This is a genomic window from Brevundimonas sp. UBA2416 (assembly GCF_002343105.1).
In the GTDB taxonomy this organism is placed as follows: domain Bacteria; phylum Pseudomonadota; class Alphaproteobacteria; order Caulobacterales; family Caulobacteraceae; genus Brevundimonas.
Genome location: NZ_DDRM01000032.1, coordinates 29,683 through 29,884 on the forward strand (window position 1 = coordinate 29,683; position 202 = coordinate 29,884).

The window sequence follows — 202 nt, forward strand, 5'->3', positions numbered from 1 at the left end:
CCGCCCCCTCCGCCGCCGCCGCCGACACCTCCGGGCGCCGTCGCCACGCAGATGGACAGCGTCGTCGTCACCGGGAGCCGGATCCCCGGCGGGTCGGTGGTCGCCGCGCCGCCGCCCGGGATCATCGCGCCGCCCCGCCCCGTGGACACCGAACGCTATCCGGACGCGACGCCCAACCCGGTGCGCCGCGTCGCCGACGAGC